We start from the raw sequence: 12,846 nt of genomic DNA, 5'->3' as shown, positions 1-12,846 counted from the left end.
TATTCAGGGAAAGAATAGCTGATTATATGATTTTGCAAGTATGAATAAGAAAATTAGCCGTCACGATGTTGTGTTATGCGCGCCGGGCGTAGCGCCCGGGACAAGCTGAGCCAGGAATAGACGGCGTTGAACAGCACGACGCCTGCCGTCACGATAAAAACGGCCCGGAAACCAAAACTGGCCGAAACCCCCGCCCCGACCAGCGGCCCGGTGACGTTACCCAGATCGCGAAACGACTGGTTGTAGCTAAAGATACGCCCGGCAATCTGGTTGGTGGAGTTATAAACCAGCAGCGTCTGCACCGCCGGGAGCAACGCGCCATCCGCAGCCCCCAGCAGGAAGCGCAGCACCCCGAGTTGCCACGGCGATTGCACCATCGACATGGGGATAAGCAGCAGAACGGAGACGATCAGGGCGCAGATGAGGATCTTCTCCGGGCCGATGCGGTCTCCGAGCTTGCCGAGCCGCGGCGCGCTCAGTAGCGCGGCCACGCCGGGCACGGAGGCGATCAGTCCGCTGATAAAGGCAATGTTTCCGACGTTTCCGGCCAGATCGCGCACATAAAGCGTCAAAATAGGCGCAATGGAACCGGTAGCCACCTGGATAATCATGGTGGTTACAAACAGGCTCAGCACCAGCTTTGGGTTTTTCAGCGAGGCCAGCACATCACGGGCGTGCAGCATCTCTTTTTTGGCCACGGGGGTGAAATTCTCGCGGATGCAGATAAGCGTCACGAGGAAGCAGAGGAACAACACGCTGGCGGTAATGAAGAAGACAGGCCGCAGTCCGTAGTGGTCGGCCAGCAGCCCGCCTGCCAGCGGACCCAGCAGCGCGCCGCTTACGCCGCCAGTGGAAAGCGTACCCAACGCCCAGCCGCTTTTCTGGCGCGGGATTTGGGTGGCAATCAGGGCGTTAGCATTCGGGATAAACCCTCCGAGCAGGCCCAGGAGCGCGCGTAATATCAGGAACTGCCAGACGTTCTGCGCCACGCCCATCAGCAGCATAATGATTGCCATCCCGAGCGCGGAGCGCAGCAGCATGATTTTGCGGCCTTTACGATCGGCCAGGCCACCCCAGAACGGCGACGCAATGGCGGAGAACAGGAACGTAATGCTGAACACCAGCCCGGACCACATATTCAGCGCGCTGTGGCCGGTCACGCCGAGCTGTTCAACGTAAAGTGGCAGGAAGGGCATAACCAGGCTGAAGGCGGCGCCGGTAAGAAAACAGCCCAGCCACGCAACCGTCAGGTTACGTTTCCAGTTTATGGGAGCATCTGAGGGGGACATAACTATCCGCATTATGGGGTGCAGGGCACCGTGACCAGTGAGGTAATAAGCCTGCTAATTATGCGCCAGGGTTATGATTGCCGCAATGACGGGAGCTTTTAAAGCTAAAACAACATGCGACCCGGAAGGCCGCATGCCGATTAATAACGAGAAGGGACGCCCTGAGGCCGGGTTTTGAAACGGCGATGCAGCCACATGTACTGCTCCGGGGCGAGCATAATGCATTTTTCGACAATGCCGTTCATCCAGCGCGCGGTGGTTTCTGCGTCGTCGAGCGGCGGAGCGAGTTCCGGCTCCAGCATGATGAGCTGATAGCCTGAACCGTCCGGCTTACGGCGCGGCACAAACGGCACGATAGCGGCTTTGGACATCCGCGCCAGCATCCAGGTCCCGGTGGTCGTCGCGGCCTCCTCCACTGCAAAAAACGGGACAAACACGCTGGATTGCGGGCCGTAGTCATGATCCGGTGCATACCAGACCACTTCACCTGATTTCAGGGCGCGGATCATTCCCTTCAGATCTTTGCGGTCGATCATGCTTTTGTTGGAGCGCATGCGTCCGTTGGTCTGGATCAAATCGATCACCGGATTGTCGTTAGGACGATAAACGCCAATACCTGGCGCCTGCATACCGAACATGCGTGCGCCAATTTCGAGGGTCAGGAAATGAACGCCAATCAGCAGGACGCCAGTCTGGTTGGCCTGGAGATGATGCACGGGATCCATGCCGGTGCCGGCCACTTCCGTCCAGCGCGCCATGCGCTTATCCGACCAGAACCAGGCCATGCCGGTCTCCATCAGCCCCATACCGACCGATTCGAAGTTTTTCACCACCCTGTCGTGGCGCTCAGATTCACTCATCTGAGGAAAGCAAAGCTCAAGGTTGCGATACGCGATCCTGGCGCGACGCTTCATAAACTGTTGAGCAATGCGGCCCAGTCCTTTACCCATGCGGAAAATGATCGGATAAGGCAGCTGTACAATGAGCCACAACAAGCCAATCCCTGACCAGGTTAACCAATAGCGGGGGTGCAAAAGCGCGGCAGTAAATTTCGGTAACTGGGTCATGTCTGTCCTGTGTTCTTACGTCCTGAAGGGCTATTGTCTCATTTTTTAATGGATAGCCAAAATATCTGTCATCGAAACATGAAAGAGTCTGCAAGTGTTAAGTCTGATAAATCAGATTGACTGAAATGTAGCGTAAATTGTGTGGATGTAAATTGTCTTTGTTTGCTATATCATGCCGACCGATTTTTATTTCTCAACGATTGCAGGACTTGTACACCATGCCAGTGTTACACAACCGCGTTTCGAATGAGATGTTGAAAGCGCGCATGTTGGCCGAAACCGAACCGCGCACAACGATCTCTTTCTATAAATATTTTACCATCAACGATCCACAGGCGACCCGCGATGCGCTTTACCAGGCTTTCACCGCCCTGAACGTGTTTGGTCGCGTCTATCTGGCGCGAGAGGGGATCAACGCGCAGATCAGCGTGCCGGAAAGCAAGGTCAGCGCCTTCCGCGATCTCCTCTACGGGTTTGATCCCGCGCTTGATGGGGTGCGCCTGAACATTGCGCTGGATGATGACGGTAAATCATTCTGGGTGCTGCGCATGAAGGTGCGTGAGCGTATTGTGGCGGATGGTATTGACGATCCGAGCTTCAATGCTGGCAATGTGGGTGAGTACCTTAAGGCCGCTGAAGTGAATGCGATGCTCGACGATCCGGACGCGGTATTCATCGATATGCGTAACCACTATGAATATGAAGTGGGCCACTTTGAAAATGCGATGGAGATCCCTGCCGACACCTTCCGCGAGCAGCTGCCGAAAGCCGTAGAGATGATGCAGGAGCATAAAGACAAAAAGATCGTGATGTACTGCACCGGGGGGATCCGCTGCGAAAAAGCCAGTGCCTGGATGAAGCACAACGGTTTTAATAAAGTCTGGCACATTGAGGGCGGGATCATTGAGTATGCCCGCCGCGCCCGCGAGCAGGGTTTACCGGTGCGTTTTATCGGTAAGAACTTTGTGTTTGACGAGCGTATGGGCGAGCGAATTTCAGAGGATGTGATCGCGCACTGCCACCAGTGCGGTACGCCGTGCGATACGCATACCAACTGCAAAAACGACGGTTGTCATCTGCTGTTTATTCAGTGTCCTGCCTGTGCCGAGAAGTACAATGGCTGCTGTAGCGAGCAGTGCAGTGAAGAGAGTCTGCTGCCTGAAGAAGAGCAACGACGCCGCCGTGCCGGGCGCGAGAACGGGAATAAGATCTTTAATAAATCCCGGGGTCGACTGAATACCAAACTGGGTATTCCGGACCCGGAGTAAAACGATGCCCGGCGGCGCAAAAGCCTGCCGGGCCTTTTTTTATGACTTCTGCTGAACGCCTTCCACCGAAATAATCAGCTCCACGTCCTGCGATGCCGGGCCTAAATCCATGGTGATATTAAAATCTTTCAGATGAATTTTGCCTGCGGCTTCAAAACCAGCGCGTTTGCCGCCCCACGGGTCGTCGCCCTGGCCGATTAATTTCGCTTCCAGCGTTACCGGTTTTGTTACGCCGTTCAGCGTCAGATTACCGGTAATATTCAGTTCATCACCGTCTTTCTTCACCGCTGTCGACGCGAAGGTGGCTTGCGGGAATTTCGCCACGTTCAGGAATTCAGCGCTGCGCAGATGTTTATCACGCTCGGCGTGGTTAGTATCGACGCTGTTGGTATTAATGGTGACATTCACTTTATCGGCAGCAGGGTTTTTCTCGTCGAAAGTGAATGTGCCATCGAAATCATTGAACGTGCCATATAACCAGCTGTAACCCAGATGCTGAATACGGAAATTGACGAAGGCATGCTGACCCTCTTTATCAATTTTATAGTCAGCAGCGACAGCCGAACCGGTGGTGAATAACAGCGAACCTAATGCGATACCCAACAGGCGTTTTTTCATTTTATGCTCCAGAGTCAACTGACGAACGCCCAAGCATGCGCTTCAGCGTATCGTCTTTATCAATAAAGTGGTGTTTCAGGGCCGCAAGGCCGTGCAGAACCGATAAGATCACCACGCTCCATGCCAGCCACAGATGAACCACACCTGCGGTGTCAGCCTGTGAACCGGCGTCAGCCAGCGTGGCAGGGACGTCAAAAAGTCCAAACACGCTGATCGGCTTGCCGTCTGCGGTCGAAATGAGATAGCCGCTGATCAGAATGGCGAACAGCAGGGCATAGAGTGCGATATGTGCGCCTACAGCGCTGATGCGGGTAAAACGACCATGGCTCCTGGGGGCAGGTGGGGGTGGGGAGACATGTCGCCAGATCACGCGAATAACCAGACCCATCATCAGCAGAACCCCAATGCTTTTGTGCAATTCGGGAGCCTGATGATACCAACCGTCATAATAGCTTAATGTCACCATCCAGAGGCCGAGACCAAACATGGCATAGACGGCAAGCGCAAATAGCCAGTGTAAACACATGGATATTATTCCGTAGCGGCTGGAGGAGTTACGCCATTGCATATGAATTTCCGTTCTCAAATGTCTGAGCACTAAAAATGAACGGGTTAAATTAATAATGCAACTGAAAAAAAAGAATAATGATTTTTATTTAATTTATTTCAGCGAATTTGAATGTGTTCGCGCGATGTAATTCAATCGCTTCGTTCAATAAATTTGAGATGAGTTTTTATAAAAAACAGAAGTTAAATAAGCTTAAAGGAGTGTCAGTAAATGTCAGCGAGAATTCTCAAAAGAATACGATATAGATGACGTCAACGATCGCCAGCAGCGACCAGAGCACAATGTAGAGCATGAAATGCTCGCGAATGTTATTGATCAGATAATTCACCAGTCTGCGCATCATGCCCCTCTCGCTAAACAGGCTCCGGTTATTCGGAGCCTGTGGACGTATTATCTGTCAAAGCGCGAGAGCGCGAAGGGGGTGAGATCAAACGAAGGCGCAATCCCCTGCGCAAACTGGGCGGCGATTTCGCCTAGCACCGACGCAAATTTAAACCCGTGACCGCTGAGCCCGGTTACGATCAGGGTATTGTCGTGTCCGGGCAGCGTGTCGATGATGAAGTCTTCATCCGGCGTGTTGTCGTAGGTGCACGCTGCGCCGTAAAGCAACCCGCCTACGCCCGGCAGAATATTACGCAGGAACGTGAAGGCTTCGGAACCATCCTGCGGATAGGCTCCGTACGGCTTGCGCTCTTGTGCAGAGGAAATAACCTGCCCGCCGTTGTGTTTGCCAATCTTAAGCGCGTCTTTCTCCGAAGGGAAACCGTAGAACTGATCGCCATTGGGTAATTCGCCCGTAAACGCCGGGAATTTGTTCTGGCTGCTGTAACGCCCGTCAGACTGGAACCACGAGAAGACTTTGCGCACCGGCTGGATGGGCAGGTCCGGCAGCAGTTTTGTCACCCACGTTCCTGCACTGACCAGCAGGCGTGCCGCGGTATATTCACCCTCAGACGTGGTGACGGTTGAACCGTCAGCATGGTGGGTGATGCCCGTGACCGGACAGTTGAACAACTGCGCGCAGCCCGCTTTGGCGGCGAGATCGATCCAGGTCTTAATGGCCGTTTCGCTGTGCAGCACGCCGGAGTTGGCTTCAAACAACCCAATGTAATCTTCAGGGACAGAAATTTCCGGCCAGCGCGTCATAATGCCGTTCGCATCCAGACGCTCAACGTCCAGGCGGTAGGCTTTCGCGCTCTCCTCAACGTTCGCCAGAAACGTGGAGTTGGAAGGCCCGAGGTTAATGACCCCGGTGCGCTCAAAAATGCGCTCCTCGGTGCGTGCCGCCAGCTCGTCCCACAGCGTCTGAGCCCGAAGCACCAGCGGTACATAGCGTTCACCTTCACCGTAAGCGTGACGGATCAAACGGGTATCGCCGTGATGGCTTCCTTCAGAATGGGGGGGAAGGTGGGCGTCAATCATCAGCACATTCAGACCCGCCTGCGTGGCGTAATAACCGGCGGCAGATCCTACGGAGCCGCTTCCGATAATGATCAAATCGTATTTCATAGGCTTCTCTTTACTAACGCTTTGTTAGCAGAGTAATTAACTATGTGGGCTTATACAAGAACGAAATAAATAAGGCACCGCGAGGGTGCCTGTTGAGTGAAGGGGCATAAGATTAATGCCGTTTATACTCATTTTCCTGATAGTCGCCAGATTCTATTTTTGCGATGCCTGCTTCCAAAATAGAGATAAACTGACGGGCGACGTCTGTTGTAAGCCACAGCGTCTGTCCAACTTCCGCTTCATCACGGTTTTGCTGATTTGGGGTCTGGTAGTGCAAACGCAGCATCAGCGCATCGTAGCTGTCTACGGTGCTGATATCCCAGCCAACAAGCGGATGGGTCTGGATCACTTCACTATTCTTTTCCATTATAACCCCCTTAATGCGTGTTAGAAGACAACGACTTTGAGGTTCAATGCATGTTTTTCTGAAAGCAATTTCAGTATATCAATTAATAAGGGTTCAGAAGGAAAAAATAAACGGGTAGCAACACATTTTTATGCTTTTTAGGATTGTTCGAGCAATAAAACACCATCTTGTTCACGATTTTCTAAGAAGATGCTGAAATATTTTGAACTTACAGGAGACGAAACGAAAAAAAGCCGGGGCGACCCGGCAAAAAAACACAATGAGGGAGCAAATTTTAATCTGTGATGAACCAGTCGTCGGCGCTTTCCCAGGTTTCCTGCAAAATTTCGTTGATGCGGTCTTTGTCTTCTTTCGCGCCGCCGATGACGGAAAGATGGTTTGCCGTTGCATAACGTACCGTTACGGCGCCATCGTTTTCAGGAAAAGTGCTGTGAATACGTCGGGATAGCTCACCCGCCAGCGCGTCGAGTGCGCCAGCAGGCAGGACGGTGGTTTTGGCAATGGTGACTTCAATACGCATAAATGCCCCCTGTGTAATATACTGTTTATTTATACAGTTATATTGTCGGTTTGACAACAGGGGGCGACAGTTTTTTAGCGTTTTACCGTCCAGCTTACGGTTTCACCGGCAAGGAACGGGATCAGCGTATCATCGGTGAGCGCAATCGACTCTTCAACCTGGCTTTCTTTACGCTCCAGCTCAATGAAGGTGTCATTGACCGGCAGACCGTAGAAACGTGGACCGTTGAGGGAGCAGAAGGCTTCGAAATGCTCTAGCGCGTTCATCTCTTCAAACACGGTTGCGTAGCTTGCGAGTGCGGTCGGCGCGTTGAAGCAGCCTGCACAGCCGCAGCTCGCCTCTTTCCGGTGGCGGGCATGCGGGGCGGAATCCGTGCCCAGAAACGCGCGAGGGAAGCCGCTGGCCACCAGCTCACGCAGCGCCTGCTGGTGGGTATTGCGCTTAAGGATCGGCAGACAGTACAGATGTGGACGAACCCCGCCCACCAGCATGTGGTTACGGTTAAACATCAGGTGCTGCGGGGTGATGGTGGCGGCAATCAGTTCGTTTCCATCCCGGACGTACTCTGCGGCATCTTTGGTCGTGATATGTTCAAACACCACCTTCAGCCCCGGAAGACGCTGGCGCAGCGGCTCCATCACCGTTTCAATAAACCGCGCTTCGCGATCGAAAATATCAATATCAGCATGGGTCACTTCCCCGTGCACCAGCAGCGGCATCCCCAGTTTTTGCATACGCTCCAGAACGGGCATGATGGCGTCAACGCTGGTCACCCCATGGCTGGAGTTGGTGGTGGCGTTTGCCGGGTAGAGCTTCGCAGCCGTGAACACACCTTCGTTAAACCCGCGCTCAACCTCATTGGGATCCAGCGAGTCCGTGAGGTAGCAGGTCATCAACGGGGTAAAATCGTGCCCGGCCGGAACGGCGTCAAGGATACGCTGGCGATAGGCGATCGCGGCCTCGACGGTGGTGACTGGTGGAACCAGGTTAGGCATTACAATCGCACGGCCATAAATTTCGCTGGTATATGGCACGACGGTTTTCAGCATATCGCCATCACGAAGATGGATATGCCAGTCGTCTGGGCGGCGGATTTTGAGAACCTGGGATTGTACAGTCATGGAAGCTCCGGCTTGAAAGAGATCAGTCATAAGATGGCTGTTTTTGCCGGACACAAATCATAAGCGGAAACGTTTTCGTTTGCACACACTTCCGTTAAAAAAAACGGGCGCCTGAGCGCCCGGAGTCTTTAGTCGGTGAAAGGAATGATGATTTCACCCGGCTTCACCTCAATCCCTTTGGCATATTTTTTCGCCAGAGATTCGCCCTTACTCTTGTCTTCGCTCAGAACGTAGGCGGGCTGCTGGTTAAAGTAGTTCTGCAACGACTGGTTGAGATAAGGCATCAGCGTTTGCAGCACCGGTTTCATTTTGTCCGGCGTCACAACCGCGTCCACAATTTCCATCTCTTGCAGGAAAATTGCCCCTTTCTCTTTATTAAAGACCGGCAGCGCCTTGAGCTTCAGCTTAATGTCCGCTTTCTGATTGCCGAACAGCGAGGTCATGTCCAGGCTGGCATCGCCGGAAAGGGTGACTTTGTTAGGCTCCTCGCGACCAATCTGACTGGCGAGATTCGTCAGAACGATATGCGCGTCCGCAAGGCCGGGTACGCCGATATCTTTTGAAAAGTTATTATGTTTTTCCAGCGCCTGATTAATTTCCTGCTCACTGACGGTGTACTGCGTAAGCTGGTTACATCCCACCAGCAGACCACTGACAACTAACGCAGCGGCAATAACGATCTTTTTCATGGCGTTCCTCAACATAAAATCGGCGCATCTGTCCTGATACGCCAGTATGTCAGGGTGATCCTACAGAAACCAGCAGAAAAAACTGATAGTGGAGGGAGGCAAATTTCCTCCCGCCAGAAGGTCAGGCGCCGGGCTCCAGCATCCCGCGCGTGCTGCGTTTATCGCTGAACTGCCACCAGAGCGCAATCAGCGTCATAAAGCCGACCATGCCGAGCATGACCCACGGCAGCTCCGGCTGATGGAGCGCTTTTCCGGCATCAAACAGCCAGCCGCCGCCGGTGTACCCCAGTGCGCCGCCAAGCGCCAGTCCAAGACGGCTGAACCCCATGTAGCTGCCTCGGGCACGAGCGTCGGCAAGCGACGCGCTCAGCGTTTCACGGGCTGGCTCGGCAATGATGGAGCCAATATAGAAGGTGCAGATCAGCATAAACAGCTGCTGGAGTGAGCTCACCAGACCGATGGGCATCATGCTCAGCGTCATCAGCAACAGCCCGGCCATCAGACGGTGCTCAAGCCGGAAACGGCGCTCGCTCCAGCGGGCAATCGGATAAAGCAGCGTCAAAGAGAGGCAGGCCTCAATGGCATACATCCATTTCACCGCCGCCGGCGTGCCGGCAATATCATTTACCATGATCGGCAGCATCAGCATGACCTGCACGGCAAGCATGTAGTAGCCGGTCAGGGTTAACACATACGTGACGAAGCGTTTATCGCTCAGCACGCGGTCAAGCCCTTGCCGCACTGGCGCTTTAACTGTCGACAGTTTCCACGCAGGCAGAAACAGACCGTTAAACAGCGCGCAGAGAATAAACAACACCGCGCCGGTGGCGCAGACCAGGCGGAAATCGTATTGCAGCAGCCAGCTTCCCAGCAGGGCGCCCACGACCGCGCCGGCGCTGTCCTGCATCATTAAAATTGAGAAGAAGCGACCCCGGTGTTGCGGGCGGATCAGCTTAACCACCAGCGCGGTACGCGGCGGGTCGAAAAGGGTGCCGCCAATGCCGGAAAGGAAACAGGAGAACCACAGCAGCCAGGGTTCATGCGCGATGGCCATCGTGGCGAAGCCCGCCGCACGTAACAGCATGCCGGTGACAATCATCGGTTTTGCGCCGAAGCGGTCGGCAATGGCGCCGCCAAACACGCCCAGGCCCTGTTGGACAAACTGGCGTAAGCCCAGCGCGATCCCGACCATCAACGCCGCCCAGCCCATTTGATCGACAAAACGAATCGATATAAGCGGAAAAACGACAAAAAAGCCGAGCACGACCAGCATGTTATCGACGAGCAGGAAATATTTACCCAGGCTCCTGGCCTGTGATACGCGGGACATTTTCCCTCCAGGGAAAACAGAAGGTGAGCACGCTAACATTCTGCGGTGCCGCCACGCTTTTTCCCATACCCGCTGGCGACAATATTTTTTTATCAAAAAGGTGCTTTGATAGAGAGTTCTCATCGAAAAATGTGAAAAGCGATCAAAATGGTATGTCACTGTTTTCACAGAAGGCACAGGCACAGGTATAGTAAAGCTAACTGGCAGAGCAGAATCGACGGGAAGGAGTGGTATCGATGTTTGGCTATCGCAGTAATGTGCCAAAAGTGCGTCTGACGACGGACAGGCTGGTCGTTCGTCTGGTGCATGAGCGTGATGCCTGGCGTCTGGCGGATTATTACGCCGAGAATCGCCAGTTTTTAAAACCCTGGGAACCCGTTCGGGACGAGAGCCACTGTTACCCCTCCGGCTGGCAGGCGCGCCTCAGTATGATTGCGGAATTTCACAAGCAGGGAAGCGCGTTTTATTTCGCGCTTCTCGATCCGGAAGAGAAAGAGATCGTGGGCATTGCCAATTTTTCAAACGTGGTGCGCGGGTCGTTTCACGCCTGTTACCTTGGATACTCCATCGGCCAGAAATGGCAGGGGCAGGGGCTTATGTTTGAGGCGCTGACGGCGGCGATCCGCTACATGCAGCGCACGCAGCATATTCATCGCATTATGGCGAACTATATGCCGCACAATAAGCGCAGCGGCGATCTGCTGGCCCGTCTGGGGTTTGAAAAAGAGGGCTATGCCAAAGATTACCTGCTGATTGACGGCGAGTGGCGGGACCATGTCCTCACCGCGCTCACCACGCAGGAGTGGACCGCAGGTCGTTAAGGAGAAAAGATGAAATATCAGTTAAATGGCGCCGAAGCGCGCGTGATTGGCTGCCTGCTGGAAAAGCAGGTCACGACGCCGGAACAGTATCCCCTTTCCGTCAATGCCGTCACGATGGCCTGCAACCAGAAGACGAACCGTGAGCCGGTGATGAACCTGGGCGAACACGAGGTGCAGGATATCCTCGACGAGCTGGTGAAACGCCACTACCTGCGTACCGTCAGCGGCTTCGGCAATCGCGTCACTAAATATGAACAGCGCTTTTGTAATTCTGAATTTGGCGATTTAAAACTCAGCGCTGCGGAAGTGGCTGTTATCACCACGCTGCTGCTGCGCGGGGCGCAGACGCCGGGGGAACTGCGTACGCGCGCCTCTCGCATGCATGAATTTCGTGATATGCAGGACGTTGAACAGACGCTGGAGGGGCTGGCTTCACGTGAGGACGGTCCTTACGTGGTGCGCTTGCCCCGCGAGCCGGGCAAGCGCGAAAGCCGCTATATGCACCTGTTCAGCGGCGACGTGGATACCTCTGCGCTGGCCGCTGACTCCGACGCGCCAGCGTCAAACGACAGCCTGACCGCGCGCGTGGCAGCCCTGGAAGAAGAGGTTGCCGGGCTGAAGCAGCGTCTGGATGCTTTACTCGCACACCTGGGAGATTAAACGTGACAACATTACGCATTGGCGTTGTAGGCCTGGGCGGGATTGCGCAAAAAGCCTGGCTGCCCGTTTTAGGCGCAGCATCAGACTGGACGCTGCAAGGGGCGTGGTCGCCTACCCGTGAAAAAGCAGAGCGCATCTGCGAAACCTGGCGCATCCCTTATGCCGGTTCGCTACAGGATTTAGCCCGTGAATGTGATGCGGTATTTGTGCATACCTCTACGGCAACACACTACCAGGTGGTGAGCGAGCTGCTGAACGCGGGCGTTCACGTCTGCGTGGATAAGCCGCTGGCGGAAAATGTGCAGGATGCTGAACGTCTGATTGAGCTGGCTGCGCGTAAAAAGCTGATGCTGATGGTCGGTTTCAACCGCCGTTTCGCCCCGCTCTATCAGCAGCTCAAGGCTCAGTCCGGCTCGTTTGCCTCTCTGCGCATGGATAAGCACCGTACCGACAGCGTGGGGCCGAACGATCTGCGCTTCACGCTGCTGGATGATTATCTTCACGTTGTGGATACGGCGCTGTGGCTGAGTAACGGAAATGCACGCCTGCAAAGCGGCACGCTGCTGACTAACGAGCAGGGCGAGATGGTCTACGCCGAGCATCATTTTGCCGTTGAACATGTGCAGGTGACGACCAGCATGCACCGCCGGGCGGGCAGCCAGCGCGAGTCCATGCAGGCCGTTACGGATGGGGCGCTGTATGACGTCACCGATATGCGTGAGTGGCGGGAAGAGAAGGGCAACGGCGTGGTCGCGTTACCCGTTCCCGGCTGGCAGAGCACGCTGGAGCAGCGCGGCTTTGTGGGCTGCGCGCGTCACTTCATCACCTGCGTGCAAAATCAGACGGTGCCTGAAACGTCCGGCGAGCAGGCAATTCTGGCGCAACGCATTGTGGAACGACTCTGGCGCGACGCGATGTCGGAATAACCCGCTGTAACATCTGCCGATAGTAATTCCTTAAAATCCGGTTAGACTAAGCGCCGCTTGTTGGCTTTGCCGGGTGGCGCTAACGCTTACCCG

General features: G+C 54.5%; 15 protein-coding genes. 4 read left to right on the top strand and 11 right to left on the bottom strand.

What is annotated here, in order from left to right; all coding sequences use genetic code 11:
* Positions 1 to 53: 53 nt before the first annotated feature.
* Entirely contained in the window at positions 54 to 1,289 is a 1,236-nt protein-coding gene (mdtG, locus tag N5C09_RS08160; RefSeq protein ID WP_064910749.1) for a multidrug efflux MFS transporter MdtG, read from the bottom strand.
* A 140-nt stretch (positions 1,290 to 1,429) separates the two neighbouring features.
* On the bottom strand, positions 1,430 to 2,356 hold the full coding sequence (locus N5C09_RS08155; protein ID WP_193035346.1) for a Kdo(2)-lipid IV(A) acyltransferase: 927 nt from the start codon (positions 2,354 to 2,356) through the stop codon (positions 1,430 to 1,432).
* A 218-nt stretch (positions 2,357 to 2,574) separates the two neighbouring features.
* On the opposite strand from N5C09_RS08155, the gene N5C09_RS08150 reads away from it, so the two are divergent.
* Positions 2,575 to 3,624 carry a rhodanese-related sulfurtransferase gene (locus N5C09_RS08150; protein WP_279748823.1) on the top strand — a complete coding sequence of 350 codons (1,050 nt, stop codon included), beginning with the start codon at positions 2,575 to 2,577 and terminating at the stop codon, positions 3,622 to 3,624.
* A 39-nt stretch (positions 3,625 to 3,663) separates the two neighbouring features.
* Here N5C09_RS08150 and N5C09_RS08145 read toward each other — a convergent pair whose 3' ends face one another.
* From N5C09_RS08145 to mdtH, 9 genes are all read right to left on the bottom strand, one after another.
* Positions 3,664 to 4,242: a YceI family protein gene (locus tag N5C09_RS08145; protein WP_279748821.1), complete on the bottom strand. Its 579-nt coding sequence runs from the start codon at positions 4,240 to 4,242 to the stop codon at positions 3,664 to 3,666.
* Between the two features lies 1 nt (position 4,243).
* Positions 4,244 to 4,810 carry a cytochrome b gene (locus N5C09_RS08140; protein WP_107535103.1) on the bottom strand — a complete coding sequence of 189 codons (567 nt, stop codon included), beginning with the start codon at positions 4,808 to 4,810 and terminating at the stop codon, positions 4,244 to 4,246.
* 226 nt (positions 4,811 to 5,036) lie between these two features.
* On the bottom strand, positions 5,037 to 5,150 hold the full coding sequence (locus N5C09_RS08135) for a YceO family protein (protein ID WP_063449457.1): 114 nt from the start codon (positions 5,148 to 5,150) through the stop codon (positions 5,037 to 5,039).
* Positions 5,151 to 5,200: 50 nt separating this feature from the next.
* Entirely contained in the window at positions 5,201 to 6,319 is a 1,119-nt protein-coding gene (gene solA, locus N5C09_RS08130; RefSeq protein ID WP_279748820.1) for an N-methyl-L-tryptophan oxidase, read from the bottom strand.
* A gap of 112 nt (positions 6,320 to 6,431) precedes the next feature.
* Positions 6,432 to 6,686 (bottom strand): biofilm formation regulator BssS, encoded by a 255-nt coding sequence (gene bssS, locus N5C09_RS08125; protein WP_015570838.1) that lies wholly within the window; start codon positions 6,684 to 6,686, stop codon positions 6,432 to 6,434.
* Between the two features lie 274 nt (positions 6,687 to 6,960).
* Positions 6,961 to 7,206 (bottom strand): DNA damage-inducible protein I, encoded by a 246-nt coding sequence (dinI, locus tag N5C09_RS08120; protein WP_279748819.1) that lies wholly within the window; start codon positions 7,204 to 7,206, stop codon positions 6,961 to 6,963.
* Positions 7,207 to 7,280: 74 nt separating this feature from the next.
* A complete protein-coding gene (gene pyrC, locus N5C09_RS08115; protein ID WP_279748817.1) occupies positions 7,281 to 8,327 on the bottom strand; it encodes a dihydroorotase in 1,047 nt (348 codons plus the stop codon).
* A gap of 128 nt (positions 8,328 to 8,455) precedes the next feature.
* On the bottom strand, positions 8,456 to 9,016 hold the full coding sequence (locus tag N5C09_RS08110) for a lipoprotein (RefSeq protein WP_063866351.1): 561 nt from the start codon (positions 9,014 to 9,016) through the stop codon (positions 8,456 to 8,458).
* A 121-nt stretch (positions 9,017 to 9,137) separates the two neighbouring features.
* Positions 9,138 to 10,346 carry a multidrug efflux MFS transporter MdtH gene (gene mdtH, locus N5C09_RS08105; RefSeq protein ID WP_279748816.1) on the bottom strand — a complete coding sequence of 403 codons (1,209 nt, stop codon included), beginning with the start codon at positions 10,344 to 10,346 and terminating at the stop codon, positions 9,138 to 9,140.
* 236 nt (positions 10,347 to 10,582) lie between these two features.
* On the opposite strand from mdtH, the gene rimJ reads away from it, so the two are divergent.
* From rimJ to N5C09_RS08090, 3 genes are read left to right on the top strand one after another with little or no spacing between them, the layout of a single operon-like run.
* Positions 10,583 to 11,167 (top strand): ribosomal protein S5-alanine N-acetyltransferase, encoded by a 585-nt coding sequence (gene rimJ, locus N5C09_RS08100; RefSeq protein WP_003858007.1) that lies wholly within the window; start codon positions 10,583 to 10,585, stop codon positions 11,165 to 11,167.
* A 9-nt stretch (positions 11,168 to 11,176) separates the two neighbouring features.
* Positions 11,177 to 11,827: a YceH family protein gene (locus N5C09_RS08095; protein ID WP_193032938.1), complete on the top strand. Its 651-nt coding sequence runs from the start codon at positions 11,177 to 11,179 to the stop codon at positions 11,825 to 11,827.
* A gap of 2 nt (positions 11,828 to 11,829) precedes the next feature.
* A complete protein-coding gene (locus tag N5C09_RS08090; RefSeq protein WP_279748815.1) occupies positions 11,830 to 12,753 on the top strand; it encodes a Gfo/Idh/MocA family oxidoreductase in 924 nt (307 codons plus the stop codon).
* The last annotated feature ends 93 nt before the right edge of the window (positions 12,754 to 12,846 follow it).

The organism is Enterobacter sp. GD03975 (assembly GCF_029838645.1).
Classification (GTDB): domain Bacteria; phylum Pseudomonadota; class Gammaproteobacteria; order Enterobacterales; family Enterobacteriaceae; genus Enterobacter; species Enterobacter quasihormaechei.
Note: the sequence above shows the minus strand (reverse complement) of the source record. Positions and strands in the feature narration are given on the sequence as shown.

Excerpts from the sequence above, each read along its gene's own strand:
- mdtG (WP_064910749.1), bottom strand. The coding sequence starts at position 1,289 with ATGTCCCCCTCAGATGCTCCCATAAACTGGAAACGTAACCTGACGGTT.
- N5C09_RS08155 (WP_193035346.1), bottom strand. The coding sequence starts at position 2,356 with ATGACCCAGTTACCGAAATTTACTGCCGCGCTTTTGCACCCCCGCTAT.
- N5C09_RS08150 (WP_279748823.1), top strand. The coding sequence starts at position 2,575 with ATGCCAGTGTTACACAACCGCGTTTCGAATGAGATGTTGAAAGCGCGC.
- N5C09_RS08145 (WP_279748821.1), bottom strand. The coding sequence starts at position 4,242 with ATGAAAAAACGCCTGTTGGGTATCGCATTAGGTTCGCTGTTATTCACC.
- N5C09_RS08140 (WP_107535103.1), bottom strand. The coding sequence starts at position 4,810 with ATGCAATGGCGTAACTCCTCCAGCCGCTACGGAATAATATCCATGTGT.
- N5C09_RS08135 (WP_063449457.1), bottom strand. The coding sequence starts at position 5,150 with ATGCGCAGACTGGTGAATTATCTGATCAATAACATTCGCGAGCATTTC.
- solA (WP_279748820.1), bottom strand. The coding sequence starts at position 6,319 with ATGAAATACGATTTGATCATTATCGGAAGCGGCTCCGTAGGATCTGCC.
- bssS (WP_015570838.1), bottom strand. The coding sequence starts at position 6,686 with ATGGAAAAGAATAGTGAAGTGATCCAGACCCATCCGCTTGTTGGCTGG.
- dinI (WP_279748819.1), bottom strand. The coding sequence starts at position 7,206 with ATGCGTATTGAAGTCACCATTGCCAAAACCACCGTCCTGCCTGCTGGC.
- pyrC (WP_279748817.1), bottom strand. The coding sequence starts at position 8,327 with ATGACTGTACAATCCCAGGTTCTCAAAATCCGCCGCCCAGACGACTGG.
- N5C09_RS08110 (WP_063866351.1), bottom strand. The coding sequence starts at position 9,016 with ATGAAAAAGATCGTTATTGCCGCTGCGTTAGTTGTCAGTGGTCTGCTG.
- mdtH (WP_279748816.1), bottom strand. The coding sequence starts at position 10,346 with ATGTCCCGCGTATCACAGGCCAGGAGCCTGGGTAAATATTTCCTGCTC.
- rimJ (WP_003858007.1), top strand. The coding sequence starts at position 10,583 with ATGTTTGGCTATCGCAGTAATGTGCCAAAAGTGCGTCTGACGACGGAC.
- N5C09_RS08095 (WP_193032938.1), top strand. The coding sequence starts at position 11,177 with ATGAAATATCAGTTAAATGGCGCCGAAGCGCGCGTGATTGGCTGCCTG.